Raw genomic sequence first — 20652 nt, 5'->3', positions numbered from 1 at the left:
CATGATCCCCGGTGAGGTCTGGACGCCCGACGGCGAGCATCTGCTCGCCCCCGGCCGTGCACGCGTCAGCGTCACTGTCGTGAACACCGGCGACCGGCCGATCCAGGTCGGCTCGCACTTCCACTTCGCGGACGTGAACGCGGCACTCGACTTCGACCGCGCGGCGGCCGACGGCTTCCGCCTCGACGTGCCGGCCGGGACGTCCGTGCGCTTCGAGCCGGGGGTCGACGCGGACATCACGCTCGTCGCGCTCGGCGGCCGGGCGTCCGTCCCCGGCCTGCAGATGCGGGACGGGTCATGAGCTCGATCGGACGCGATCGCTACGCCGCGCTCTACGGGCCCACCGTCGGCGACCGCGTGCGCCTGGCCGACACCGACCTCTGGATCGAGGTCGAGGCCGACCTCACCGGACCGCCCGGCGACGAAGCCGTCTTCGGCGGCGGCAAGACCATCCGCGAGTCGATGGCGCAAGGGCTGGCGACCCGGGCCGACGGGGCCCCGGACGTGGTCATCACGAACGCGCTCATCCTCGACCACAGCGGGATCGTCAAGGCCGACGTGGGCATCCGCGACGGCCGCATCGTCGCGATCGGCAAAGCCGGCAACCCCGACGTGGTGGACCGCGTCCACCCGGCGCTGCGGATCGGGGCCTCGACCGAGATCGTCGCCGGCGAGGGCCGCATCCTCACCGCCGGCGCCGTGGACTGCCACGTGCACTTCATCACGCCGACGATCGTCACCGAGGCGCTGGCGGCCGGGGTGACCACGCTGATCGGCGGCGGGACCGGGCCGGCCGAGGGGACGCGCGCCACCACCTGCACCCCCGGCGCCTGGAACCTCGAGCTGATGCACCGGGCGCTGGACGCGTTCCCGGTCAACGTGCTGCTGCTCGGCAAGGGCAACTCCGTGTCCGACGAGGCGCTGGACGAGCAGGCCCGCGCCGGCGCCGGCGGGTTCAAGCTGCACGAGGACTGGGGCTCGACGCCCGCGGCGATCGACGCCTGCCTGCGGGCGGCCGAGCGCGCCGGGGTCCAGGCGGCCATCCACACGGACACGCTGAACGAGGCCGGGTACCTGGAGACGACGCTCGCCGCTGTCGCCGGCCGGCCCATCCACGCCTACCACACCGAAGGGGCGGGCGGCGGGCATGCGCCGGACATCATCGCGATCGCCGGCGAGCCGAACGTCCTGCCGTCGTCGACCAACCCGACCCGGCCGCACACGGTCAACACGGTCGCCGAGCACCTGGACATGCTGATGGTCTGCCACCACCTGAACCCCGCGATCCCGGAGGACCTCGCGTTCGCCGAGTCGCGGATCCGGGAGGGGACGATCGCCGCGGAGGACGTCCTGCACGACCTCGGCGCGATCTCGATGATCGGCTCGGACGCGCAGGCGATGGGTCGGGTGGGCGAGACCATCATCCGCACCTGGCAGACCGCGCACGTCATGAAGCTCCGCCGGGGGGCGCTGAGTGCGTCCGAGGTCGCCGACAACGACCGCGCCAAGCGCTACGTCGCCAAGTACACGATCTGCCCGGCGGTGGCGCACGGCCTGCAGGCGGAGATCGGCTCGGTCGAGGTCGGCAAGCTCGCGGACCTCGTCCTGTGGTCGCCGGCGTTCTTCGGCATCCGACCGGACATGGTCCTGAAAGGCGGGGCGGCGGTCGGCGCGCCGATCGGGGACGCCAACGCATCGATCCCCACGCCGCAGCCGATCATGATGCGGCCGATGTACGGCGCGCTGCCGACGGTCGCCGGGCGGCACTCGCTGACGTTCGTCTCGCCGCTGGCGATCCACGACGGGCTACCCGAGCGACTCGGGCTGATGCACCGCATGGTGCCGGTCGGGGACACGCGCACGACCGGGAAGGCGGACATGCCGCTGAACGACGCGATGCCGTCGATCGTGGTGGACTCGGATGCCTTCACCGTGACGGTCGACGGCGAGCTGATCGAGCCCGCGCCGGTCGCTGAACTGCCCCTCGCCCAGCGCTACAGCCTGTTCTGAGGCGGACCGGATGCTGAACCCGATCATGCTGCTGCTGTCCGACGCGCGGACGCCGACGGGCTCGTACGCGCACTCGGCCGGTCTGGAGGCCGCCGTGCAGAGCGGGCTGCGACCGGACGAGGTGCCCGCGTTCATGCGCGGCCGGCTCCGGACGGTCGCCGTGACGGAGGCTGCGCTGTCTGCTGCGGCGGTGCTGGCCTCAGGCGACCTCGACCTGCTGCTGGCGCTCGACGACGAGGCGGTCGCGCGCTGCCCGAGCCCGGCGCTGCGGACCGCGGCGACCACCCTCGGCCGCGGCCTCCTGCGGACCGGCGCGCAGCTCTTCCCGGACGCCGGCATCGTCCCGGCGTATCGCGCCGCGAGCAGCCACACGCCGCGCTGCGTCGCGCTCGGCGTGGTGGCGGGCGCCGGCGGGCTGACGTCCGAGCAGGCGGCGCTGATCGCACTGCACGACGACGCCGCCACGGTCGCCGCCGCCGCGGTCAAGCTGCTGCCGGTCGACGCGGGGGACGCCGCAGGCTGGATCGCGCGCCTCGCACCGCAGCTGCAGGAGGCCGCCGCGCTCGCGGTCGCCGCCGCGCTGCGCGACGACCTGCCGAGCCTCTCCGCGCCGCTCGTCGAGCGCCGCTCACTTCGCCACACCACCGACCGAGGGAGGCTCTTTGCGAGCTGACAGCCACATCCATCCGTCTGCCGCTCCTGCCACCGCGTCGGCGGCGCGCGCCATGCGCGTCGGGATCGGCGGCCCCGTCGGCACCGGCAAGAGCTCGCTCATCGCCGAGCTGTGCCGGGCGCTCTCCGGCGAGCTCGAGGTCGGCGTCGTCACGAACGACATCTACACGACCGAGGACGCCGAGTTCCTGCGGTCCACCGGCGTGCTGCCCGTCGAGCGGATCGTCGCGGTGCAGACGGGCTGCTGCCCGCACACCGCCATCCGCGACGACGTCACCGCGAACCTCGAGGCCGTCGAGCAGCTGGAGCTCGACCACGGCCGCCTCGACATCGTCCTCGTCGAGTCCGGCGGGGACAACCTCACCGCGGTCTTCGGGCCGGCGCTGGCCGACGTGCAGATCTTCGTCCTCGACTGCGCGGGGGGCGACGACGTCCCGCGCAAGGGCGGCCCGGGGATCACCCGATCGGACCTGCTGGTCATCAACAAGACCGACCTGGCGCCGTACGTCGGGGCGGACGTCGAGGTGATGCTCGCCGGGGCGCGGTCGCACCGCGGCGACCTCCCTGTCCTGCCGATCAGCCTGCGCCAGGGCGGCGCGGCCCAGGTCGCGGCCTGGGTCGTGCATCAGCTCGAGCACCATCGCACCGGGACGCTGACGACGGTCGACGTCGGCCCGCCGGTTCCGCACTTCCACGCGGATGGGGACGGGGAGCTGTACGGCCATAGCCACTGAGGCATCATCGGCACCGGCTGATGTCGCGCGTCCGGCGACCGCCTCGGCCCGGCTGGTGGTGACGCGCGTCGGCGGCCGGACGGTCGTGCGCGAGCTACGGTCCGGTCTGCCGATCGGCCTGCGGCAGCTGCGCGGGTGGGCGGGAGCGAGCCTCGGCGAGGCGGCGGTGCGGGTGGGCATCGTCCAGACCGGCGCCATGCTGGTCGGGGGTGACGACGTCCGGCTCGAGGTCGACGTGGGCCCGGGGGCGTCCCTGGTCCTGCAGGACATCTCGGCGACGCTGGCGCACCCGATGGCCCCCGGCGTCCCGGCCGCCGCGCAGTCGCTCGACGTGCGGGTGGCCGACGGCGCCCGCGTCGTGATCGCGGAGGAGCCGCTGGTGATCGCGCACGGGGCCAGGGTGCGGCGCTCGGTGCGGCTCGCGCTCGAGGGCAGCGCGTCCGCGGTGCACCGGGACACCCTCGTCCTCGGACGGCACGGTGAACCCGGCGGCGCCGTCCGCACCCGCACCCGGGTCGAGCGAGACGACCGGCCGGTGCTGGACGACGGACTCGATACCGGCGACCCTGGCGTCTCTGCGTCGCCCGCCGTCCTGGGCGGTGCGCGGGTGCTGTCGAGCCTGGCGGCGTTCGGCCTGCCGTCGCTGACCGCGGGGGACGACCCCCGCATCCCGGACGACGCGTTCGTGCTCGGCCCGGGCGATGTCCTGGTCCGGCGAATCGGCGGCACGGTTCGCGGCGCCGGCCTCGACCACCTGCTCACGCGCTGGTCAGCGGCCTGCGACGGATGAGCCGGCGCGGACCGGTGCAGCCAACGCGTCGCCCGGGTCCGCCGGCTCGCTACGGTGCCGCCCATGGCCTTCGACGAGGACCTCGCGCAGCGCCTCCGGGAGCAGCTCGCGGGGGAGGACGCGGTCACCGAGCGCCGGATGTTCGGCGGCCTCACGTTCCTGCTGCACGGACACATGAGCGTCACGGCGTCCGCCCAGGGAGGCCTCCTGGCCCGCGTCGACCCGGCGAGCGCCGAGGCGCTCCTCGGCGCGCCGGGGGTGACGCCCATGGAGATGAACGGCCGCGAGATGACGGGCTGGCTGCGGGTGGCCCCGTCCGCCATCGCGGACGACGCAGCGCTCTCCGCGTGGGTCGAGCGGAGCGTGGCGCTGGTCCGCACGCTGCCGCCCAAGGGCTGAGACCGCCGCCGGCTAGCGTCCTTGCCGGCCGCTGGAAATGAACCTCCGCGTTCATCGAACAGTGTGTCCGGGCGTCGTGTGCGGGACGTAGGGTGAGGTGTAGCATCACCCCCGTGGCCACCCCTGCCGACGTCGCCGACCGAGTCCTCGTGAGGCGCTCCTGCCTCGTCGTCCCTGGTCACGCCGCGCGCATGCACGCGAAGGCACTGGCCAGTGCCGCCGACGAGGTCGTCCTGGACCTCGAGGACGCGGTCGCGCCCGAGGCGAAGGACGAGGCACGCGCCCAGGTGGAGCAGACCCTGACGAGCCCGGAGTGGTCGGGCCGGACGGTCGCCGTGCGCGTGAACGGGGCGGACACGCCGCAGTTCGACGCCGACCTCGCGGCCTGCGCGCGGCTCGCGCGGGACGGCTTCTCGGTCGTCCTGCCGAAGGCGGAGGACACAGGAACGCTGGCGCGCGTCGCGGCGGCGCTGCCGGACGGCACGTCCGTCCACGCGCTGATCGAGACGCCCCTCGGGCTCATGAACGCCGCGGCGGTCGCGCAGGCGCCGAACGTCACCGCCCTGATCCTCGGCTACGCCGACCTCGCGGCCGCCCTGGGGCGACGCGGCGCCGAGAACGACCTGGACCGGTGGCTCGTCGCCCAGGAGCTGCTGCTCGCCGCCGCGCGCACCGGCGGCGTCGAGGCGATCGACGGCCCGTACTTCCGGCTCGGCGATCCGACCGGCCTGGCCGCAGCGGTGACCGCCGTCCGCGAGCTCGGCTTCGACGGCAAGTGGGCGATCCACCCCGAGCAGGTCGGGCCGATCAACGACGGGCTCGCCGCCGGTCCCGACGAGCACCGGTGGGCGGCCGACGTGCAGGCCGCCGTGGCCGCCGCCGCTGCCTCAGGTTCGGCCGTCGCGCGGATGCAGGGCGGGATGGTCGACGAGGCGATGGTCCGCCGTGCCCGCCGCATCGCGGCGCTCCCGGCCCGGCCCGTCCCGGACGTGCCCGCAACGGACGCGGGCGACGACGGCCTCACCGTCATCCCCGTCGGGCCGCCGTACTTCGACGACCTCGCGGTCGGCGACATCTTCCCCGCGCCGGGCCTGACGCTCACCGACGGCCACGCGGCGCTGCACCAGGCGACCATCGGCGACCGGCTGCGCCTGTCCCTCGACGCACCGCTGTACGCGGCCGTGACCGGGTCGCCGGGGCTCCTCGCCCATCCGGCCCTGGTCTGCGACATCGCCATCGGGCAGTCGACGGCCCCCAGCGGCCGCGTCCTGGGGAACCTCTTCTACCGCGGCCTGGCGTGCCGTCCGGTCGCGGTCGGCACCACGCTGCGCACCAGCACGGAGGTCGTCGCGCTCAAGAGCTCCTCGCGCGGCCGCGGCATCGCGGCGCTGCGCGTGACCACGACCGACCAGGACGGCAAGGACGTCCTCGACTTCTGGCGCTGCCCGCTCCTGCCCTCGCGCCCGGCCGACGCTGACGGCGACGCCGCCCCGGTCCACGCGGACGACCTGGCCGCGGTCGGCCACGAGGTCGACGTGGCAGCCCTCGTGCCGGCGGGCTGGACGCTCGCCCCGCTGCGCGAGGAGCCCCTCGGCCCGCTGTTCGCCGACCTGCAGACCCACCGCCGGTACGTGGTCGAGGCGGGGGAGACCGTGACCAGCGCCCCCGAGCTCGCACGCCTGTCGCTGAACCTCGCGATGACCCACACCGACGGCAGCAGCGGGGCCCACGGGCAGCGCCTCGTCTACGGCGGCCACGTCATCGGCGTCGCGGCGGCGCACGTCGTCCGCGTGCTGCCGGACCTCGCGACCGTCCTCGCGTGGCACTCCTGCGACCACCTCGGGCCGACGTTCGAGGAGGACCTGCTGCGGACCACCGTCGAGCTGACGCGCCTCGAGCCGCTGGCCGACGGCGGCCTCGTCCACTTCCGCGCGCGTTCGTCGGCCCAAGGACCAGCCGACGAGCACCCTCGCGCCGTCCTCGACTGGTCCGCAGTGGGGCTCATGCCATGACGACGAAACCCATCCTCGACGGCCTGCAGGTGATCGAGGGCTCGGCCTTCGTCGCGGCCCCGCTCGGCGGCATGACGCTCGCCCAGCTCGGCGCCGACGTCATCCGCTTCGACGACATCGACGGCGGCCTGGACCACCTGCGCTGGCCGCTCGCCCCCGGCGGCGAATCGCTGTTCTGGGCGGGTATGAACAAGGGCAAGCGCTCGGTCAGCGTGAACCTGCGCAGCGACGCGGGCCGTGAGCTCATCACCGCGCTGATCGCCGCGGCGGGCAACCTGATCACGAACTTCCCGGCTCGCGGCTGGCTCTCCTACGAGAAGCTGAAGGCGGCGCGGGAGGACCTCATCATGGTCGCGCTGACCGGCAACCGGGACGGCACGAGCGAGGTCGACTACACCGTCAACCCGGCGACCGGCTTCCCGGCGGCGTCGGGTCCGCGCAACCTGGCGGAGCCGGCGAACTCCCTGATGCCGTCGTGGGACGCCGTGATGGGCGGGCTGACCGCGACCGGCCTGCTCGCGGCCGAGCGGCACCGCACGCGCACCGGCGAGGGGCAGCTGGTGGGGCTGGCGCTGTCGGACGTGGCGTTCGCGATGGTCGGCCACCTGGGGCGCGTCGCCGAGGCGCAGCTCGACGGGCACGACCAGACGAAGGACGGCAACTACCTGTACGGCGCGTTCGGGCACGACTTCGCGACCCGCGACGATCGCCGCGTGATGATCGTCGCGCTGACGCCGCGGCAGTGGGCGGCGCTGCAGGAGGTCACCGGCCTCGGTCCGGCACTCGCGAAGATCGGCGAGGCCGCCGGCATCGACCTCGACAGCGAGTCCGGTCGCTACGAGGGCCGCGACCTGATCGCCGCGATCCTGCGACCGTGGTTCGCGGCCCGGGCCCTGGCCGAGATCCGCCGCCTGTTCACGGGGACCGGGGTCTCCTGGGGGCCCTACCAGACGTTCAAGCAGTTGGTGCACTACGACCCGCGCCTGTCCGGCGAGAACCCGATGTGGACGACGACCGAGCACCCGGGCGTCGGCTCCTACCTGATGCCCGGCACGCCGCTGGACTTCTCCGGGGTCCCGCGCGTCCCGGTCCGCCGGGCGCCGCTGCTGGGCGAGCACACCGACGCGGTGCTGACCGAGTACCTCGGCCTCAGCGACGCCGAGATCGGGCGGCTCGCCGAGGCGGGCACCATCGGCATCCGCACCTGACCGTCGCCACCCTTCCACCCGTCTGACGACCAGTTTTGGTCGTCGGGACGGCCAAAACCGGTCGTCAGACGGTCAACCGGCGGGTCCGGCGGGTCAGTTGAAGGCGGACCGCGCCCGCGTCAGCGCCATCTGACGGCGCGCGATGTCCTGCGGCGTGCCCGGCAGGACGCACGAGAGCTCGAGCGCGCGCGTCGCCAGGTCGTGCCGCGCGATCCCGCGGGCGCGCCCGGCGATCCGCGCGAGCAGCGTGTCCGCGACCTCGTGCGCGCACATCCGCCACAGGTCGCCGTCCTCGACGTCGCGGGCGTCGATCAGCCGGCCGTCGTGCTGCGGCGAGCACACGAGCGGGTGGTCCAGCCGGCGATGCGCGACGAACGCCATCGCCTTCCCGCACACGATCTCGACGTCCCAGCCGCGGCGCTGGCCGACGACGGCCACGAGCAGCGCGACGGTGAGCGCGGTCCCGCTCCGGGACTCGAGGACGCGGTCAGGCAGCAGGTCCTCGAGGTCCGGTGCGGCGCGGCGGGGGACGGCGAAGCCGCAGGCCACGCGGCCGGAGAGCGCGTCGAGCTGCAGCGCCGGGTCGGACCCGACGCCGTCGAGGCGCTGCGCAAGGACGCTGGTGCGGGCGTGGAGGCGGGCGGCCGTGTCCCCGCCGAGCGCCCCGACGAGCGCCCAGGCGATGGCCTCGAGCGACGGGTCGTGGAGGGCGACGACCCGGCCGAACGGGGCGTGCTGCGGATCGGTGGAGCTCACCGGCGCGAGTACCGCTCGATGACCTGCTGCTCGTCGACCGGGACCGTGATCTCGTCACGGTTCGGGGCGCGCACGACCCGGCCGCGCAGTGCGTCGAGGTCGGCCTCCAGCCAGCGCTCGACCCGGCCCAGGGACTGCGTCGCCTCGCGCGCGATCGGCTCGACGGCGGACCCGGTCTGCAGCGCGACGGTGTTGCCCGCCTCGAGCAGCCGCGACCCGATGTTGCAGCGCACCCCGTCGACGAGGATGTGCCCGTGGGAGACGAACTGCCGCGCCTGCGCGCGGGTGTTCGCCAGCCCGATCCGGTAGACGACGTTGTCGAGCCGGCGCTCGAGGATCTCGAGCAGGGCGGCGCCGGTGGTGACGTCGCGGCGGCGTGATGCGATCACGAGGTAGCGGCGGAACTGCTTCTCGCGGACGCCGTACATGAGCTTGAGCTTCTGGGTCTCGCGCAGCTGCGTCGCGTAGATGCTCTGCTTGTTGCGGCGGCGCATCCCGTGCTCGCCCGGGGGCACCGGTCCGCGACGCGCGAGGGCGGTCTTCCCCAGCAGCGAGCGTTCGCCCTTCAGGCCGAGGTCGACCCCTTCGCGCCGCTCGAGCTTCTCTACCGGTCCGGTGTAGCGTCCCATTCGTGTAAGGGTAACCTAACAACGGTAAGGGCGCCCTGACGAAGGGTGCCGCGTCAGTGGTAGCCGGTCCCGATGAACAGCCCGTCGACGACCGCCTGCCGCGTCTCCTCCGGCTGGATCACGTCGTGCAGGAACGACTGCGTGGCGGCCTGCCAGGGGGCGAAGTGGCTGTGCGTCTCGGCTTCGAGCTCGGCCGCCAGCGCCTGCGCGGCTGCGTCGCCGCCGGCCTCGCGCGCGGCTGCGATCCGCTTGGCGTACAGCACCTGCACCGCGTTCGGGGCGGACATGAACCCGATCTCGGCGTTCGGCCAGGCGACCGCGTAGTCGGTCCCCATCGACGGGCCGCCGAGGGCGATGTAGCCGAAGCCGAAGGCCTTGCGCAGGATGATCGTGACCTTGGGGACGGGTGATCGCGCCACCGCGGTGAACAGCCCCATGAGCCGCTGGCCGACCCCCAGGCGCTCGGCCTCGATCCCGATCATCACGCCCGGCATGTCCTGCAGGAAGACGAGCGGCAGCCCGAAACCGCTGCACAGGTCGATCAGCCGGTGCGCCTTCGTGATCGCGGGGGCGTCAAGGACGCCCCCGCGGAACTTCGGCTGGTTCGCGACGATGCCGACCGGCCGGCCCTCGACGCGGGCGAGCCCGACGACGATCGAGCGCGCAAAGTCCGGGTGCAGCTCGAAGAACGACCCGCCGTCGACGACGCCGTCGATCACCTTGCGCACGTCGTAGCCCCGGCGCCCGCGGTCGGGGACGATCGCGGCCAGGTCGGCGCCCGGCGTGGCCGGCGGGACGGGCTCCGCGAGCGGCGGGTCGAGGGCCGCGTGCGAGGGCAGGTAGCTCAGATACGTCCGGATCGCCCCGATCGTGGCCTGCTCGGTCGGGTGCAGCTGGGTCACGAGGCCGGAGGTCTTCACGGTCACCTCGGGCCCGCCGAGGTCCATGTGCGTCGTCGCCGCGCCGGTCGACGAGCCGACGAGCGACGGGCCCGAGAGCGCGATCGAGCAGCCCTCGGACATCACGACGAAGTCGGACGCCCCGGACCACAGCGCCGGGTCGCCGTACGCGTTGCCGAGGATCGCGCTGACGCGCGGGATGCGGTCGCCCGTGACGCGGATGCCGAGGAAGTGCTCACCCTCGTCGCCGCCCGCGGATCCGCCGAAGTCCGAGCCGAGCAGGTCGGGAAGGCGGCCGCCGTTCGCGTCGCCGAGCGTCACGATCGGGTAGCCCTTGCGGGCGGCCAGGCTGAAGATCTGCCCCTGCTTGCGGGCGCCCACCTTGCCCGTGCTGCCGGCGAGCACGGTCGCGTCGATCGCGATGACGCCCACCTTGCGGCCGTCGACGGTGCCGACGCCGGTGACCGCAGCGTCGGCCGGGGCACGCTCGCCGACCTCGGGCCGGTCTGACAACGCGAGCCGGCCGAGCTCCACGAACGAGCCCTCGTCGACGAGCAGGGCGATCCGCTCGCGCGCGGTCAGCTTGCCGGCGGCGCGGTGGGCGGCGACGCGCGTGGCCCCGCCCATGCCGTCGGCGAGCGCGCGGCGCCGGTCCAGCTCGGCCCCGCCGGCGGCCTTCGTGACCTCTCCGGGCTCGGGGAGGTCGCGGGGGTCTGGCGGCTGCTCGGACACGTCGGCGATGCTAGTGGACAGGTTGTTCGGAACCCGTGTCCGGCCCTCTTCCGGCCATAAACGGACCGTACGGACAACATGTATGGTGAGTCGGCTGATCGGCAACGGAGCTCCGGAGGGGCGGCAGTGAACTCACGAATCCAGATGTGGTGTGCGTGGTGCGGGCCGGCGTTCGTCGCGGTCTTCTTCACCGGCTTCATCGTCGCCGGGATGATCCCGCCGCCGTCCCCGGGCTGGAACGCGGAGCGCGTCGCCGCCTTCTACCAGGAGGACACCGACAGCCTGCGGGCCGGCCTCGTGGTGATGATGATCTCGGCCGGCCTCACGGCGCCGCTCGTCGCGCTCATCAGCGTGCAGCTGCGGCGCATCGCCGGGCCGGACTCGCCGCTGCCGACGCTGCAACTGATCGGTGGCACCGCGGGGGTCCTGGCGATCCTCGTCCCGATGTGGATGTTCCTCGCTGCTGCCTTCGAGCCGACCCGCGACCCGCAGATCACCGAGGCGCTCAACGACCTCGCGTTCCTGCCGTTCATCGGCAACTTCCCGCCGGCCTGCGTCCAGCTCGCTGCGATCGGCGTCGCGATCCTCGCCGACCAGCGCGAGAAGCCGATCCTGCCCCGCTGGGTCGGGTACTACAACCTCTGGACCGCGTTCCTCTTCCTGCCGGGTCTGCTGGTCGTCTACTTCAAGGATGGGGCGTTCGCCTGGAACGGCGCCGTCGTCTTCTGGGTCGTGGCCGTGCTGTTCGGCAACTGGTTCATCGTGATGAGCCACGTCCTGCGGAGGGCGATCCGCGAGCAGCGGGCCGAGGAGGAGTCCGCGGCTGCGGGGGCCACCGCCCCGCCGCCGACGTCCGCCGACCGGGAGGCCGTCCCCGCATGAGCACCCCCTCCGCGCGTGCGCGCCGCAGCCCTGGCGAGGTCGGCATCTGGGTCTTCGTGATCGGAGACATGATCGTCTTCGCGGTCTTCTTCGCCGTGATCGTCGTGCTGGCCGCCGAGCAGCCCGACCTGGTGCGGGAGTCCCAGGCGCGCCTGAGCGTGACGTCCGGCGCCCTCAACACGATCCTGCTGCTGACCAGCTCCGTCCTCGTCGCGCTCGCCGTGCGGGCCGCCCGCGAGCCGGGGGCGGCCCACCACCTGCGGGCGCGGAAGCTGTTCGGGTTCGCGCTCGCCTGCGGGCTCGGCTTCGCCGTCATCAAGGCCGCCGAGTACGGGACGAAGATCGACGCCGGCCTGGTCCCCGCGACGAACGACTTCTTCGCCTACTTCTACGTCTTCACGGCCATCCACCTGCTGCACGTCACCGCCGGCATCGGCGTCCTGGTGTGGCTGATGCGCCTCTCGGGACGGCCCGCGCTCACCGCCAAGGACCGCATGCTGATCGAGAGCGGCGCGAGCTACTGGCACATGGTCGACCTGCTCTGGGTCGTCCTCTTCCCGCTCCTCTACCTGGTGAACTGACCATGGCCGCCCTGCTCCGCACCCGCCTCTTCGCCGTCTACGTGGTGCTGGTCGCCGCGACGTGCGTCTCCTGGATCCTCGGGGCCGACCACGGCTCCGGCTCGCACACGACGGTCGCCGCGATCGTCCTCGTCGTCGCCTTCGTCAAGGTCTGGCTCGTGGGCCACGAGTTCATGGAGCTCGGCGGCGCGCTGCAGCCGCTGAAGGGGATCTTCGAGGCCTACGTGGTCGTCGTCCTCGCGGTGCTGCTGGTCCTCTACAACGTGGTCTGAGGCGGGTCGAGGGCTGGAACGACGGACGGCCGCCCCTTGCGGGACGGCCGTCCGGTACGGCGTGGGACCGGGGTGTGGCTACTTCGTGGTGGTGCTCGCCACGACCTTCGGCTGCCGCTTCGTCGTCTTGCCGCCCGACTCGTAGAACCGCTCACGCTGCGCCGGCAGCATGAAGCGTGCCTTGAACAGGTTCCAGAGGGTCCACTCGACGTCGGACTCCTCGACGCAGACGAGCTCGGCCACCAGGTAGACGAACCCGATCGCGCCGATGACGCAGCCGCCGCCGCCGAGGATCCACTGCAGCTCGACGGAGATGTTGGCGTTGATGGCCAGGAACACGGGCCACGCGGTGAAGCTGTAGCCGACCATCATCCCCACGGGCGGGATCGCGATGATGATGAGCTCCTTCCAGCCCTTGCCCTTGAGCTTCGGCCACAGGTAGTGGCACATGACGCCGCCGGCCATGAACCCGGCCGAGTTCACGATCGACCAGTAGAACGGGAACTTGTTGCCGAAGTCGAACGGCTGCGGGCCGCCGTTGCCGTAGTACTCGTAGATGCCCATCAGCAGGCCCGGGTGCTCCATGATCGCGTCCGTGATGCCGCAGGCGACGAACAGCAGCGCGAGGTCCTTCCGCGTGATGCCGCGGTTCAGCATCGTGAAGATGAAGAACACCTCGAGGCCGAAGAACAGCATGTAACACGGCGGGATCAGGACGGGGACGTCAAGACCGAAGTTGCTGAACGCGTCCGGCAGCGCCTCGGCCCAGCGCAGGTGCCCCAGGTGGTCCCACATCGGCTCCTGGATGGAGCAGGCCAGGCCGCCCGCGAGGCACAGCGCGGGCATGTGATTGCCCTTGCGGTACTGCATGAAGGCCCAGGGCAGCGCGATGACGACCACGAGCGCGCCCGCCCAGAACAGGAAGAACCACATCTCGAAATCGGACGGATGCAGGTTCGGCGCGTTGGGAAGCAGCTTCCCGTAACCCGGCGCGGGCTGCATCCCATATTCCTCTGACAGCACGAAGCGTCAACCTCCTCATTGATGACGTCGAGGGGCGGGCGCCCCATACAACGCAACCATACGCAGTGTCTGGTCGGGGTGCAAGGGGAGTTTCGCATGCCGTTCACAACGCCCGCCGCGCGTGCGCTATCTGATAGGCGATGTACCTCTCCGCGATGCAGAACCTCCGCGACGTCGGCGGCATCCCGGTCGCCGGTGGTGGCCAGGTCGCGTCGGGGATCCTGTACCGCGGAGACGCCCCGTGGGACGGGGACGGCGACGGGGGGCTGCCGGTCTGGCCGCCGCGCACGGTCGTCGACCTGCGCGCCTCGGGGGAGAAGAACACCGAGCACCCGCTCGCGGGTCTCGGCGCCGACGTGCGGCACCACCCGCTCACCGCACACCTCTCGGTCCAGGAGATCGCGGGTGGGAGCCAGCTGCTCGAGGGCGGGCTCGAAGGCCTCTACGCGCGGACGATCGACGCCGCCGGTGGCAGGATCGCCGCGGTCGCCGGCGTGGTCGCCGACGCGCCCGGGCCTGTGCTCATCCACTGTGCCGCCGGCAAGGACCGCACCGGCATGGTCATCGCTGCGGTCCTCGCCGCCGCCGGCGTCGCGCGGGGGGACATCGTCGCGGACTACGTGGCCACCGAGGCCAACATGAGCGGAGTCGTCGAGCGCATGAGCGCCGGCGAAGGCGCCGAGCTGATGGCCAAGCTGCGCACGAAGCACCCCGAGGCCTTCACCGCCCCGGCGGCCGCGATCCAGACGGCGCTCGACGTCTTCGACGCGGCCGGCGGGGCGGCGGCGTGGCTGATCGCGCAGGGGCTGGACCCGGGCGCCGTCGCGCGGCTGCGCACGCGGCTCGTCGTCCAGGGCTGACCCGGGCGGTGCTCCTCGTCCGGCGGCGTGCGGACCGGTCCGCGGGCCGCCGGCCGGACGGTCCTCAGCGGCCGTAGATCGCGGCGACCAGCGTCGCCGCGAGGGCGTCGCGGACGGCGGGCAGGTCCCGCATGTGCGTCGCGCCGCCGACCGCCTCGTACCAGGAGCGCTCCATCGTCCACATCCAGCCGGCCGCCAGCTGCGCGCTCGGGATGCTCGCGAGGGCGACGCCGGCCTTCCGGTCCTGATCGATCGCCTTGGCGAGGGCCTTCGACAGGCGCCGCTGGCCCGCCAGGTAGACGGCCTGCAGCTCCGCGCGGCGCGGCCATTCCTCCACGGCGCTGCGCACGATCACCTCGTGCGGAGGCTCGATCGCGAGCCATGCGGCGATGTCCTCGCGCAGGAGGGCCGGGTCGCGGCGACGCTCGACGTCCCCGACGATCGCCTCGAAGCGCGGGACGAAGGTGTCCATGAAGCCGGCCAGCAGCGCGATGAACGCGTCGTCCTTGCTCGCGAAGTAGAAGTAGAACGTGGCGCGGGAGACGTTTGCCGCCGTCAGGATCTGGGCCACGCTGAGCTCGTCGAGGGACTCGTCCTGCAGGAGGCGCTCGGTCGCCCCGAGGATGGCGGCCCGGGCGCTGCCGTCCGCCGCCTCCCGGGGTGCCGCAGCGGTGGCCATCAGGCGGCCTTCGCGGCCGCGGGGCCGGTCGGTGAGCCGTAGATCGCCGCGAGCGCGATCGTCACGATCGCGTCGAGGCGCTGGTCGTGCGTGCGCATCCGGCTGTCCGTCCCGGTCGATCCGACGTAGAAGATGCGCTCGGCGCCGCAGACGAGCATCGTCGCGATCGTCTCCGGCGGCAGGGCGGACGGCCCCGCCTGGGCACGGCCGGCCTCGCGCTCGCGGCGGATCTGCTCGGCGAGCGCGGCGGCGAAGCGCCCGGACAGCGCCGACCACGCCTCGGCCAGAGCCGGCACCGCGTGCTGGTTCTCGAGCACGGCGTGGATCACGGCCTTGTGCGCGAACCAGCCCTCCATGCCCGTCCGCAGGCTGGACCGGAGCGCGTCGCCCGGGTCCTCCCACGGTCCCTCGAGCTCCGTGTGGGTGTCGGAGTAGATCTCGTCCCAGATCCGCGCCATCAGGGCGGCGACGACCTCGAACTTCGAGCTGAAGTAGTGGTAGAAGCTGGCCCGGGAGAGGCCGGCCGCCTTGATGATCTGGGCGACGGACAGGTCGTGCAGGCGCTCGTCGGCCAGCAGTTGCTCGGTGGCCTCGAAGATCGCGCGCTCGGCCGCCTGGTCTCCGGTATGGGCTCGGGGTCGCTTCCGACCGGCGGGGCTGGCGCTCACTCCCGGCACTCTACCGGTGGGTCCGGGGGTGTCCATTCACGGCGTATAAACGCGGTGTCCGGACGACTCCCGACGCTCGCGCTCCGCGGGTCGTCGGGCGAGGGAGTCACCCGATGTGGGCGCCGCGGGCCGTGCCTAGTGTCGCCGCCATGAGCCCCCGTTCACCCCGCCGCCTGCCGTCGAACGTCGCCTGCGCGGCCGCCCTCGCCCTCGCCGGCCTGACTGGTGCAGCCCCGGCGCCGGCCGCGGCCGGTGCGGTCGAGCCGCGCGAGTACCGCACCACCATCTCCGCGACCGACAGCACCGACTTCACCGTCCGCGAGGGCAAGATCGGCGACCGCTGCGCGTCCTGGACGAAGGTCGACGGCCTGGTCACCACGAGCATCAGGACCGCGCGGCAGGGCATCCTGACCGTCTTCGACCCGCCAGGCCCGGTCGGCCTGATCCTGAGTCACTCGTTCCTGCAGGCGAAGGTCAGCACCCGCCTGAGGACGAGCGGCACCCAGCACCGCGGGTATCCGTGCGGCTGCGGGCCGACCAGCGAGTACGGCCCGTGCCCGGACGTCCCGGCCGACGAACGCCTGAACGGCAACTGCGCCCGGTCCTCGGCGAAGGGCGGGTCGCTCGGCCTCGTCCTGCGCAAGCGGACGCTGTACGGACTGGCGGGCGGACCGGTCGAGAGCCTGCTCGACGACTGCCCGCTCGCCACGTCCGACATGCTCCCCGACGAGATCGGCCTTCCCGGCGAGATTCCCCTCGACGCCACCGCGCTCGGTGAGATCGGCCGGCTGAAGCCGGGGCAGCGGACGCAGATCCGCGAGGTGGTGAGGCACGCGGGCCGGGACCGCGGATGCCCGCGCGGCGCGGGCCGGACCGTGAGCGTCTGCGGCGTCTTCGTCTACACGCTCGACGTCCGGCGCGTGGAGTGACGGCCGCCGATGGCGGGGCTTGCAGCGGCGCCAGACAGGATGTATGGTCGACTCGTCTGGTGAACCAGGGAGGACGTTGACCCATGCTTGCAGCCGTGCCGAGCCCGCCGACGGGCATCGAGATGCCGCAGACCGCCGAGCTGATCTTCACGATCGGGGGTGCCGTTCCCCTCGTCGCCGTCATCTACCTGGCGATCCGGCACCTGCGCACCGGGCAGGGACCGCTGCTCGCGTTCTGCCTGGTCGGCGGCCTGGCCGCATCACTGTTCGAGCCGTTCGTCGACGTGATGGGGATGGTCTACCTGACGGAGAACGGCTCGATCGGGACGTTCACCTTCCTGGACCGGACGATGCCCCTGTTCGTCCCGATCATCTACCCGTGGTACATCGGCGGCTTCGCGTACTACACGTGCAAGCAGTTCGAGAAGGGCATCACCACGAAGGGCGTCTTCCAGCTCTGGGGGACGTTCGTCCTGGTGAACTACCTGCTCGAGGCTCCCGGACTCTTCACCGACGTCTACAACTACTACGGCAACCAGCCCTTCAACATCTGGGGTCACCCGCTGTGGTGGGGCTGCGCGAACGCCTTCACTGCGCTCGCCGCCGGTGCGTTCGTGTACGGCGTCAAGCCGTACTTCGGGCGCGGCTGGGGCCTCGCCGGTGTGATCCCGCTGATCTTCGTCTCCGAGGGCCTGTCGAACGCGGGGACGGGCTGGCCGATGTACGTGACCCTGGGCGGCGACATGTCGTACTGGTTCACCTACGGCTCGGCGATCATCACGGTCGGCCTGATCGCGTTCCTGGTCTGGGTGATCTCGCTGGTGGCGACCGGCAAGCGCCCACCGGAGCCGCCCGCGCCGAGCGTCCCCGGGCCCGCGGCCGAGCCGGCGCCGGTCGCCGGGCGGCCGGACCGGGTGCCCGTCGGCGTCTGACCCTGGCGCACCCGCTCGATGTGCCACCACGTGCGCGGGTGGCAGGTGGTGGCACATCGAGCGCTGGGTTAGAGGGGCGAAGCCGGTCGCCCGCGACCTATAGGGGGCATGAACGCCTCCGTCATGAAGAAGGTCCGGCGCGTCGCCGAACGCCAACACGGCCGCATCACCTGGGCTGAGCTCCGGAAAGCCGGCGTCTCCGAATCGCAGATCCGCCGGCTGTGCGGGCGGGGGTGGCTCGTGCGAGAGCACCGCGGCGTCTACCTGGTGGGACACAAGCAGCGCCCGCGAGAAGCGACGTTCGCCTCGGCGCTCCTGACGATGGGGGATGACGCCACGCTCAGCTTCCACGCGGCCGGCGCCCAGTGGGAGGTCCTCCGCGGCGCCGTCAGGACGACGGTCACGATTCCGCCCGGGACCCGCCGGCGCGGCCGGCCGACGATCACCGTGCACCGCGCCGAGCTGCCGCCGGAGCACGTGACGATCCATCGAGGGCTGCGCGTGACCACGCTGGTCCGGACCCTGCTCGACCTTGCTGCCGTCCTGCCGCTGAGCCGCCTGGAGCGTGTGTTCGAGCAGGCGCAGGTGCTGCACAAGCTCGATCCGGACGAGCTCGCGGCCGAGGTCCTCTGCCGCCGCGGCTACCGCGGGACGCCGAACCTGAGGGCGGTGCTCGAGGGCGCGGTCGACCCGGCCGCGGTCGCAAGCGTCCTGGAGCTGCGCTTCCTGCGGCTGTGCGACGCCTACGGCATCCCGCGGCCGCTGGTGAACGAGCCGCTCGGGCCCTGGGTGCCGGACTTCCGGTGGCCGGGTGCCTGGCTGGTGGTCGAGACGGACGGCAAGGCGTTCCACGCGACCGCTGCCCAGCGCCGCCGCGACGCCGAGAAGGACGCGTGGCTCCGGGAGCGCGGGTACACGGTCATCCGCCTGTCGTGGTCGGACGTCACGCGCGACCCGGCGGCTACCGCGGCGCGGATCAAGGCCGCGCTCGCCGGCGCCCGCTGACGTCGCCTCCGCCGCGCGGCCCACTCGATGTGCCACCACGTGCGCGGGTGGCGTGTGGTGGCACATCGAGCGCCCATGGTCCGGGGCGGTCCAGCGGGCGACCGCGGCCGATGTGCCACCACGTGCGCGGGTGGCGTGTGGTGGCACATCGAGCGCGCGCCGGGTCCGGACGACCGCCGGACCACACATCCACGGCCCACCGCCGGCCACCGCGACCGCGACCGCGACCGCGACCGTTCAGCGCTCCGCGCGCAGCAGGAGCGTCGCCGCCTCCACGCGCCCCGGCACCCCGAGCTTGCGCAGGATGCTCGCCACGTGCGACTTGACCGTCTCGGGGGAGAGGGTGAGCGCGGCGGCGATCTCGCGGTTCGAGCGCCCCGCGGCCACCAGGCGCGCGACCGGGCGCTCCTTCTCGCTCAGCCGCCCGTAGACGTCGGCCGCGTCACCCCGCCCCGCGTCGGCCCCGGCGATCAGCCGCGGATCGACGAGCCCCTCGCCGACGATCGCGGCCGGTGCATCCCGGACCTCCGCGGCGAGCGCCTGCGCCGTGCCGGCGAACTGCCGCACCTCCTGCGCCAGGTCCGCGACCTGCCGGCGCAGCAGCAGGTGGCCCAGCGCGATCGCCACCAGCCCGGCGAACGCGTCGACCCGTTCGAGGTCGGCAGCGCTCGGAGGACGTCGCGCGCGGTCGACCACGACCAGCGCGAGCGCCTTGCTGCGGGGCGCCACCACCGCGAGCGCGTGGGCGCCGAGCCCCAGGGCCTCTGCGGCCCCGGGGACGCGTCCCGCGGCGCGCGGCCGGCGGACGAGCCGGGTGTGCTCGGCCTCCTCGGTGCCGGGGCGCAGGCGGACCGGGTCGGCCATCAGGCGCCGGCGCAGCTCGTCGCTCGGGCCATGCCCGATCGGCCGCGACCCCGCCGCCGTCAGGTGCCCGTCGCGGACCGCGGCGATGATCGCGCGGTCGAAGCCGGTCGCTGCGGGGGCGGCCTCGGCGGCCGCCGCGAAGAGGTCCTCGACGCTCCGCGCGGTGCGGAACGCGGCGTACGCGGCGAGCAGCTGCGCGCTCTGTGCCGCCGTGCTCACGCCCGCGGCGTCCCGAGGAGCAACGCGATCGCCTCCACCCGGGTGCTCGCCCCGAGCTTGCGCCGGATACGTCCGACGTGGGCCTTCACGGTGTCCGGCGCGAGCAGGAGCAGCTCGCCGATGGCCGCGTTCGTCCGGCCTTCGCCGAGCAGGACCGCCACCCGTCGCTCCTGCGGCGTGAGCCGCGCGAGCAGCGCCACGTCCGGGAGCGCGGCCATGGCGTCGCGCCCGCTGTCGGGACCGGCCGGCAACGTGGGCTCCCCGTCGAGCACCTCCCTGGACATGCCCCGCGCCAGCACGCCGAAGGCGCTCACGTCGGCGGCGAACGCCCGCGAGCGCCGGCGCAGGACCACGCGCTCGACGGCGATGCCGACGACCGCCGCGACGTTCCGCGCCGCCGTCCGGTCGCCCGCACGGATCGGGGCCGCGCGCCCGTCGGCGATCAGCAGCGCGAGTGGCCGGTCGTCGGGCGCGACCCAGGCCCAGATGTGGCGGCCGAGGCCGAGGCCCGGCCGCAGCCCGGGCGGCAGCGTCGTGGGCAGGACGGGCGGCCCGCCGGAGTCATCGTCGGTCCAGAGCCTCGTCCGGCCCGCGAGCAGGCCGGCTCGCAGCTCTTCGCCGGCGGGCGACGCACCGACGACCCGGCCCACGCGACCGTCGGCGACGGCGGCCACCACGGCACGGTCGAAGCCCAGTGTGTCCGCGGCGACCTCCGCCGCGACGGTGAGCAGGTCGTCGAGGTCCTCGAGCGCGCTGAGACGTTCGTAGCTCGGGATGAGGTCCTTGACGTCCACCGCCGTGCGATCCTCCCACGAGGCCGGAGCAGGGGCCGCGCAGGCCATGTCCGTCGCGTTCGGAGACGGCCGGCCACACGGCGACCAGACAGCGCGTTCAAAC

23 protein-coding genes are annotated in these 20652 nt (G+C 73.2%); 15 read left to right on the top strand and 8 right to left on the bottom strand.

Going from position 1 to position 20652, the window contains the following annotated elements:
• The first annotated feature begins 1 nt into the window (after position 1).
• From DSM112329_RS23110 to DSM112329_RS23075, 8 genes are all read left to right on the top strand, one after another.
• The gene (locus DSM112329_RS23110; RefSeq protein WP_354702524.1) at positions 2 to 301 is read left to right on the top strand and encodes an urease subunit beta; all 300 of its coding nucleotides are present in this window, start codon (positions 2 to 4) and stop codon (positions 299 to 301) included.
• The gene (locus DSM112329_RS23105) at positions 298 to 2010 is read left to right on the top strand and encodes an urease subunit alpha (RefSeq protein WP_354698913.1); all 1713 of its coding nucleotides are present in this window, start codon (positions 298 to 300) and stop codon (positions 2008 to 2010) included. The genes DSM112329_RS23110 and DSM112329_RS23105 overlap by 4 nt, the downstream gene beginning before the upstream one ends.
• 10 nt (positions 2011 to 2020) lie before the next feature.
• Entirely contained in the window at positions 2021 to 2683 is a 663-nt protein-coding gene (locus DSM112329_RS23100; protein WP_354698912.1) for an urease accessory UreF family protein, read from the top strand.
• A gap of 52 nt (positions 2684 to 2735) precedes the next feature.
• Positions 2736 to 3416 carry an urease accessory protein UreG gene (ureG, locus tag DSM112329_RS23095; protein WP_354698911.1) on the top strand — a complete coding sequence of 227 codons (681 nt, stop codon included), beginning with the start codon at positions 2736 to 2738 and terminating at the stop codon, positions 3414 to 3416.
• A 55-nt stretch (positions 3417 to 3471) separates the two neighbouring features.
• Complete coding sequence (locus DSM112329_RS23090) at positions 3472 to 4206, top strand: urease accessory protein UreD (RefSeq protein WP_354698910.1); 735 nt, start codon at positions 3472 to 3474, stop codon at positions 4204 to 4206.
• A gap of 63 nt (positions 4207 to 4269) precedes the next feature.
• Positions 4270 to 4605, top strand: a complete 336-nt coding sequence (locus DSM112329_RS23085) for a TfoX/Sxy family protein (RefSeq protein WP_354698909.1) — start codon at positions 4270 to 4272, stop codon at positions 4603 to 4605.
• Positions 4606 to 4718: 113 nt separating this feature from the next.
• Entirely contained in the window at positions 4719 to 6617 is a 1899-nt protein-coding gene (locus tag DSM112329_RS23080) for an aldolase/citrate lyase family protein (RefSeq protein ID WP_354698908.1), read from the top strand.
• Positions 6614 to 7825, top strand: coding sequence for a CoA transferase (locus tag DSM112329_RS23075; protein WP_354698907.1), 1212 nt, complete (start codon positions 6614 to 6616; stop codon positions 7823 to 7825). Before DSM112329_RS23080 ends, DSM112329_RS23075 begins: the two co-directional genes overlap by 4 nt.
• Before the next feature lie 93 nt (positions 7826 to 7918).
• Here the strand turns inward: DSM112329_RS23075 and DSM112329_RS23070 are convergent, their stop codons facing one another.
• From DSM112329_RS23070 to DSM112329_RS23060, 3 genes are read right to left on the bottom strand one after another with little or no spacing between them, the layout of a single operon-like run.
• The gene (locus DSM112329_RS23070; RefSeq protein ID WP_354698906.1) at positions 7919 to 8581 is read right to left on the bottom strand and encodes a transglutaminase family protein; all 663 of its coding nucleotides are present in this window, start codon (positions 8579 to 8581) and stop codon (positions 7919 to 7921) included.
• Positions 8578 to 9210 (bottom strand): 30S ribosomal protein S4, encoded by a 633-nt coding sequence (gene rpsD / locus DSM112329_RS23065; RefSeq protein ID WP_354698905.1) that lies wholly within the window; start codon positions 9208 to 9210, stop codon positions 8578 to 8580. The genes DSM112329_RS23070 and rpsD overlap by 4 nt, the downstream gene beginning before the upstream one ends.
• A gap of 53 nt (positions 9211 to 9263) precedes the next feature.
• Positions 9264 to 10841 (bottom strand): carboxyl transferase domain-containing protein, encoded by a 1578-nt coding sequence (locus DSM112329_RS23060; protein ID WP_354698904.1) that lies wholly within the window; start codon positions 10839 to 10841, stop codon positions 9264 to 9266.
• A gap of 126 nt (positions 10842 to 10967) precedes the next feature.
• On the opposite strand from DSM112329_RS23060, the gene DSM112329_RS23055 reads away from it, so the two are divergent.
• Genes DSM112329_RS23055 through DSM112329_RS23045 form a run of 3 tightly spaced genes read left to right on the top strand, consistent with a single transcriptional unit; the run spans position 10968 to position 12576 of the window.
• Entirely contained in the window at positions 10968 to 11723 is a 756-nt protein-coding gene (locus DSM112329_RS23055; protein ID WP_354698903.1) for a hypothetical protein, read from the top strand.
• Positions 11720 to 12304: a cytochrome c oxidase subunit 3 gene (locus DSM112329_RS23050; RefSeq protein WP_354698902.1), complete on the top strand. Its 585-nt coding sequence runs from the start codon at positions 11720 to 11722 to the stop codon at positions 12302 to 12304. The genes DSM112329_RS23055 and DSM112329_RS23050 overlap by 4 nt, the downstream gene beginning before the upstream one ends.
• 2 nt (positions 12305 to 12306) lie before the next feature.
• Positions 12307 to 12576 (top strand): cytochrome C oxidase subunit IV family protein, encoded by a 270-nt coding sequence (locus DSM112329_RS23045; RefSeq protein WP_354698901.1) that lies wholly within the window; start codon positions 12307 to 12309, stop codon positions 12574 to 12576.
• A 78-nt stretch (positions 12577 to 12654) separates the two neighbouring features.
• On the opposite strand, the gene DSM112329_RS23040 is transcribed toward DSM112329_RS23045, so the two are convergent.
• Positions 12655 to 13578 carry a hypothetical protein gene (locus DSM112329_RS23040; RefSeq protein WP_354698900.1) on the bottom strand — a complete coding sequence of 308 codons (924 nt, stop codon included), beginning with the start codon at positions 13576 to 13578 and terminating at the stop codon, positions 12655 to 12657.
• A gap of 161 nt (positions 13579 to 13739) precedes the next feature.
• Between DSM112329_RS23040 and DSM112329_RS23035 the strand changes: the two genes are divergently transcribed.
• A complete protein-coding gene (locus DSM112329_RS23035) occupies positions 13740 to 14459 on the top strand; it encodes a tyrosine-protein phosphatase (protein WP_354698899.1) in 720 nt (239 codons plus the stop codon).
• A 64-nt stretch (positions 14460 to 14523) separates the two neighbouring features.
• Here the strand turns inward: DSM112329_RS23035 and DSM112329_RS23030 are convergent, their stop codons facing one another.
• On the bottom strand, positions 14524 to 15138 hold the full coding sequence (locus tag DSM112329_RS23030) for a TetR/AcrR family transcriptional regulator (protein WP_354698898.1): 615 nt from the start codon (positions 15136 to 15138) through the stop codon (positions 14524 to 14526).
• Positions 15138 to 15806 carry a TetR/AcrR family transcriptional regulator gene (locus DSM112329_RS23025; protein ID WP_354698897.1) on the bottom strand — a complete coding sequence of 223 codons (669 nt, stop codon included), beginning with the start codon at positions 15804 to 15806 and terminating at the stop codon, positions 15138 to 15140. The genes DSM112329_RS23030 and DSM112329_RS23025 overlap by 1 nt, the downstream gene beginning before the upstream one ends.
• A gap of 149 nt (positions 15807 to 15955) precedes the next feature.
• On the opposite strand from DSM112329_RS23025, the gene DSM112329_RS23020 reads away from it, so the two are divergent.
• The 3 genes from DSM112329_RS23020 to DSM112329_RS23010 all read left to right on the top strand — a co-directional run bounded on the left by DSM112329_RS23020 (position 15956) and on the right by DSM112329_RS23010 (position 18672).
• On the top strand, positions 15956 to 16735 hold the full coding sequence (locus DSM112329_RS23020; RefSeq protein ID WP_354698896.1) for a hypothetical protein: 780 nt from the start codon (positions 15956 to 15958) through the stop codon (positions 16733 to 16735).
• An 83-nt stretch (positions 16736 to 16818) separates the two neighbouring features.
• Complete coding sequence (locus tag DSM112329_RS23015) at positions 16819 to 17667, top strand: hypothetical protein (protein ID WP_354698895.1); 849 nt, start codon at positions 16819 to 16821, stop codon at positions 17665 to 17667.
• A 108-nt stretch (positions 17668 to 17775) separates the two neighbouring features.
• Positions 17776 to 18672 carry a type IV toxin-antitoxin system AbiEi family antitoxin domain-containing protein gene (locus tag DSM112329_RS23010; RefSeq protein ID WP_354698894.1) on the top strand — a complete coding sequence of 299 codons (897 nt, stop codon included), beginning with the start codon at positions 17776 to 17778 and terminating at the stop codon, positions 18670 to 18672.
• 237 nt (positions 18673 to 18909) lie between these two features.
• Here DSM112329_RS23010 and DSM112329_RS23005 read toward each other — a convergent pair whose 3' ends face one another.
• Both DSM112329_RS23005 and DSM112329_RS23000 read right to left on the bottom strand, forming a co-directional pair.
• On the bottom strand, positions 18910 to 19755 hold the full coding sequence (locus DSM112329_RS23005) for a LuxR C-terminal-related transcriptional regulator (RefSeq protein ID WP_354698893.1): 846 nt from the start codon (positions 19753 to 19755) through the stop codon (positions 18910 to 18912).
• Entirely contained in the window at positions 19752 to 20549 is a 798-nt protein-coding gene (locus DSM112329_RS23000) for a helix-turn-helix transcriptional regulator (RefSeq protein ID WP_354698892.1), read from the bottom strand. The genes DSM112329_RS23005 and DSM112329_RS23000 overlap by 4 nt, the downstream gene beginning before the upstream one ends.
• Positions 20550 to 20652: the final 103 nt, after the last annotated feature.

Source organism: Paraconexibacter sp. AEG42_29, from assembly GCF_040581415.1.
Taxonomy (GTDB): Bacteria; Actinomycetota; Thermoleophilia; order Solirubrobacterales; family Solirubrobacteraceae; genus Paraconexibacter.
Note: the sequence above shows the minus strand (reverse complement) of the source record. Positions and strands in the feature narration are given on the sequence as shown.

Bases quoted from the DNA above. Each gene is read 5' to 3' on its own strand.
- DSM112329_RS23035 (WP_354698899.1), top strand. From the start codon at position 13,740: ATGTACCTCTCCGCGATGCAGAACCTCCGCGACGTCGGCGGCATCCCG.
- DSM112329_RS23045 (WP_354698901.1), top strand. From the start codon at position 12,307: ATGGCCGCCCTGCTCCGCACCCGCCTCTTCGCCGTCTACGTGGTGCTG.
- DSM112329_RS23075 (WP_354698907.1), top strand. From the start codon at position 6,614: ATGACGACGAAACCCATCCTCGACGGCCTGCAGGTGATCGAGGGCTCG.
- DSM112329_RS23085 (WP_354698909.1), top strand. From the start codon at position 4,270: ATGGCCTTCGACGAGGACCTCGCGCAGCGCCTCCGGGAGCAGCTCGCG.
- DSM112329_RS23040 (WP_354698900.1), bottom strand. From the start codon at position 13,578: ATGCAGCCCGCGCCGGGTTACGGGAAGCTGCTTCCCAACGCGCCGAAC.
- DSM112329_RS23050 (WP_354698902.1), top strand. From the start codon at position 11,720: ATGAGCACCCCCTCCGCGCGTGCGCGCCGCAGCCCTGGCGAGGTCGGC.
- rpsD (WP_354698905.1), bottom strand. From the start codon at position 9,210: ATGGGACGCTACACCGGACCGGTAGAGAAGCTCGAGCGGCGCGAAGGG.
- DSM112329_RS23030 (WP_354698898.1), bottom strand. From the start codon at position 15,138: ATGGCCACCGCTGCGGCACCCCGGGAGGCGGCGGACGGCAGCGCCCGG.
- DSM112329_RS23100 (WP_354698912.1), top strand. From the start codon at position 2,021: ATGCTGAACCCGATCATGCTGCTGCTGTCCGACGCGCGGACGCCGACG.
- DSM112329_RS23015 (WP_354698895.1), top strand. From the start codon at position 16,819: ATGCTTGCAGCCGTGCCGAGCCCGCCGACGGGCATCGAGATGCCGCAG.
- ureG (WP_354698911.1), top strand. From the start codon at position 2,736: ATGCGCGTCGGGATCGGCGGCCCCGTCGGCACCGGCAAGAGCTCGCTC.
- DSM112329_RS23020 (WP_354698896.1), top strand. From the start codon at position 15,956: ATGAGCCCCCGTTCACCCCGCCGCCTGCCGTCGAACGTCGCCTGCGCG.
- DSM112329_RS23110 (WP_354702524.1), top strand. From the start codon at position 2: ATGATCCCCGGTGAGGTCTGGACGCCCGACGGCGAGCATCTGCTCGCC.
- DSM112329_RS23010 (WP_354698894.1), top strand. From the start codon at position 17,776: ATGAACGCCTCCGTCATGAAGAAGGTCCGGCGCGTCGCCGAACGCCAA.
- DSM112329_RS23105 (WP_354698913.1), top strand. From the start codon at position 298: ATGAGCTCGATCGGACGCGATCGCTACGCCGCGCTCTACGGGCCCACC.